Source organism: Phocaeicola coprophilus DSM 18228 = JCM 13818 (assembly GCF_000157915.1).
Taxonomy (GTDB): domain Bacteria; phylum Bacteroidota; class Bacteroidia; order Bacteroidales; family Bacteroidaceae; genus Phocaeicola; species Phocaeicola coprophilus.
This window is the reverse complement of record NZ_EQ973691.1, coordinates 1-2,516: the sequence shown is the minus strand read 5'-3', so window position 1 is coordinate 2,516 and position 2,516 is coordinate 1. Positions and strand designations below refer to the sequence as shown.

Genomic DNA, 2,516 nt, shown 5'->3' with positions numbered 1-2,516 from the left:
ATGAACAGACAAGAATTTGAAGAATTAGAATTGCAGGTGCAACAAAGCGAGCTGCCGTTGAAGTCGTACCTTCAACAGATAGGTGTAAGTTATTCAACCTATCACTACTGGCGTAGAAAATGTTCCGTTGACAGGAGCAGTATCAAACACGAGTTGACTCCTATCAGTTTTAAACAGGCATTTACGGAGTCTTCCCAAGAAGAACAATTGCCGCATGGTGTTGCACTGCTGTTTCCTAATGGCCTTCGTGCCCACTTCGAGAACGGTTCTGAAGAGATACTGATGGAATTATTGACCCAAAGTCTTCGAGGCGGCCATGTTTAACCTGAACGACACGATGCGCTACTTCCTGTGTCCTGGCAGGACAGATATGCGCAAAGGTATCAGTTCGCTATGCGGAGTGGTACATGAGAAGATGAACAGTGAAGTGAGGAACGGTGATGTCTTCATCTTCATCGGTTCCAGCCGCAGGCTCATGAAACTGCTTCATGCCGAAGACGGAGGTATGGTAATGTATGTAAAACGTCTGGAGGCCGGTCACTTCAAGCTGCCGGAGTATGATCCCAAATCAAACAGCTATCCTATGGAATGGCGCGACCTGGTGATGATGGTTGAAGGCATACAGGAAAACCCGGAACAGAGGCTCCGGCGGTTAAGAGCCGAACGTAAGGAATACCATGTATAATATGTTTTTTGTGTGAGTAAACTTTGGATATTGTTGCATAATTCACTGTTAATTAGTATATTTACATCATTAAAAGAAGTATAGACAATGGAAGAAAAAGAAATTTTACTCAAGACGATAGAAGGGCTGAATGCCTCTATAGCCTCATTGTCTACTACTAATAAGAATCAATCCGAACAGATAAAAAATCTGCAGGAACGTATCAGGGAGTTGACGGCTCAGGTCGCATGGCTGAACCGTCAGCTCTTTGGTCGTAAATCGGAGAAACTTCGCGTATATGATCCTAATATGCCAGATCTCTTTGCCGACGAGTTTTCCGGACTCCGGCAGCAGGCGGAAGAAAAGCGGGACGAGGCTGTGGAAAAGATTGAGAAGGAATCGGTGGAAGACGTAAAACGAAATCGCCAGAACCGCAAAATGATAGAGGACTTGCCCGTATTGGAGACCGATACAATAGAACCGAAAGGCGTAGACTTGTCTTTATACCGTAGAATAGGCGAAGAGATAACAAAAGTCGTCAAGCACAAGCCGGGAATGCTTTACGTCAAGGTGATCATCCGTCCCAAATATGCTCTCAAGGATAGTACCCTGCTTCCTCCGGCCGGACAGAAAGGCGTAGAGATAGCTCCCATGCCGCTAATGCCGGTCGACAAGTGCATCGCTGACACCAGCCTGCTTGCCGAAATATTGCTTCAGAAGTATGAATATCATGTCCCGTTCTACCGTCAGATACAGCAATACCGCCATCTTGGAATGAAAGGTCTGACCGAAAGTACACTGGACGGCTGGTTCAAGAAAACCGTAGAATTGCTTAAGCCTCTGTATGAAGAACTCAAACGTGAAGTCTTCTCCTGTGATTATGTACAGGTGGACGAGACTACAGTTCCGGTCATCAACAGGGAAAAGCACAAGGCCGACAAGGAATATCTCTGGATGGTAAGATCAGTCATGGAGAGACTGGTCATCTTTCATTACGACGGAGGCTCACGGGCCGGAGCGGTCATCGAATCCCTGGCAAATCAATATAACTTCAAGGGATATCTTCAATGTGACGGTTTTGCAGGTTATGAAACAGCCTTCAAGGCCAACCCCGACGTGCGGCTGCTCAACTGTCTGGTGCATATACGTCGTCATTTTGAGCAGGCTTTGGATGAAAACAGGGAGATGGCCCAACATGCACTGACTCAGATACAGCATATCTATAAAATAGAACGTCAGTGTGACGAAGCCGGCCTGTCATATGATGAGCGCAGACAGAAGCGTCAGGAGCTGGCCCGGCCAATCATGGAGGCAATGAAGGTATGGATGGAGACAGAAGGGATTAAATACAGTCCAGGTTCTTTGACAGGCAAGGCCATTACATATGCCTATACCAAATGGGATAATATTATAAGATGCCTGGACGATGGTCGCCTGTACTGGGATAACAATCTGGCGGAAAACGTCCAACGCCCCATCACTCTGAGCAGAAAAAATTTTCTCTTCTGTGGTAATCACGAAGCTGCGGTTAATATGTCTGTCATATGTTCTCTGCTGGCCACATGTAAGGCGCACGAGGTAAATCCCAGAGTATACCTGAACGATGTTATCGCACAAATGCCTTATCACAAGAAGGCAACCCAAGAAGAACTTTTGAATCTACTTCCACATAAATGGAAGTTGAAACATCCGGAATGTGTACTGACAAGGCAAAAGGAGGAATCTTGTAACTGATATAAACTGTAACATATGGGTTCAACAAAACAATAGCGGCTGATACTATTAGGTTCATAGTGACAGTCGCTATTGTTGTATATAAAGGTTTAATACCTGTAGTTGGCCGAATACTTAC

The 2,516-nt window shown here is 45.6% G+C and carries 3 protein-coding genes; all 3 read left to right on the top strand.

Translation table 11 applies throughout. The features are described from left to right. The coding region (gene tnpA, locus BACCOPRO_RS17005) for an IS66 family insertion sequence element accessory protein TnpA (RefSeq protein WP_008145662.1) at nt 1–324 on the top strand (324 nt) is incomplete at its 5' end. Further along, nucleotides 317–685: an IS66 family insertion sequence element accessory protein TnpB gene (gene tnpB / locus BACCOPRO_RS17000; RefSeq protein WP_007660154.1), complete on the top strand. Its 369-nt coding sequence runs from the start codon at nt 317–319 to the stop codon at nt 683–685. The genes tnpA and tnpB, both read left to right, overlap by 8 nt. Nucleotides 686–772: 87 nt before the next feature. After that, entirely contained in the window at nt 773–2,398 is a 1,626-nt protein-coding gene (tnpC, locus tag BACCOPRO_RS16995; protein ID WP_008145658.1) for an IS66 family transposase, read from the top strand. Nucleotides 2,399–2,516 lie beyond the last annotated feature (118 nt).

Bases quoted from the DNA above. Each gene is read 5' to 3' on its own strand.
- tnpB (WP_007660154.1), top strand. From the start codon at position 317: ATGTTTAACCTGAACGACACGATGCGCTACTTCCTGTGTCCTGGCAGG.
- tnpC (WP_008145658.1), top strand. From the start codon at position 773: ATGGAAGAAAAAGAAATTTTACTCAAGACGATAGAAGGGCTGAATGCC.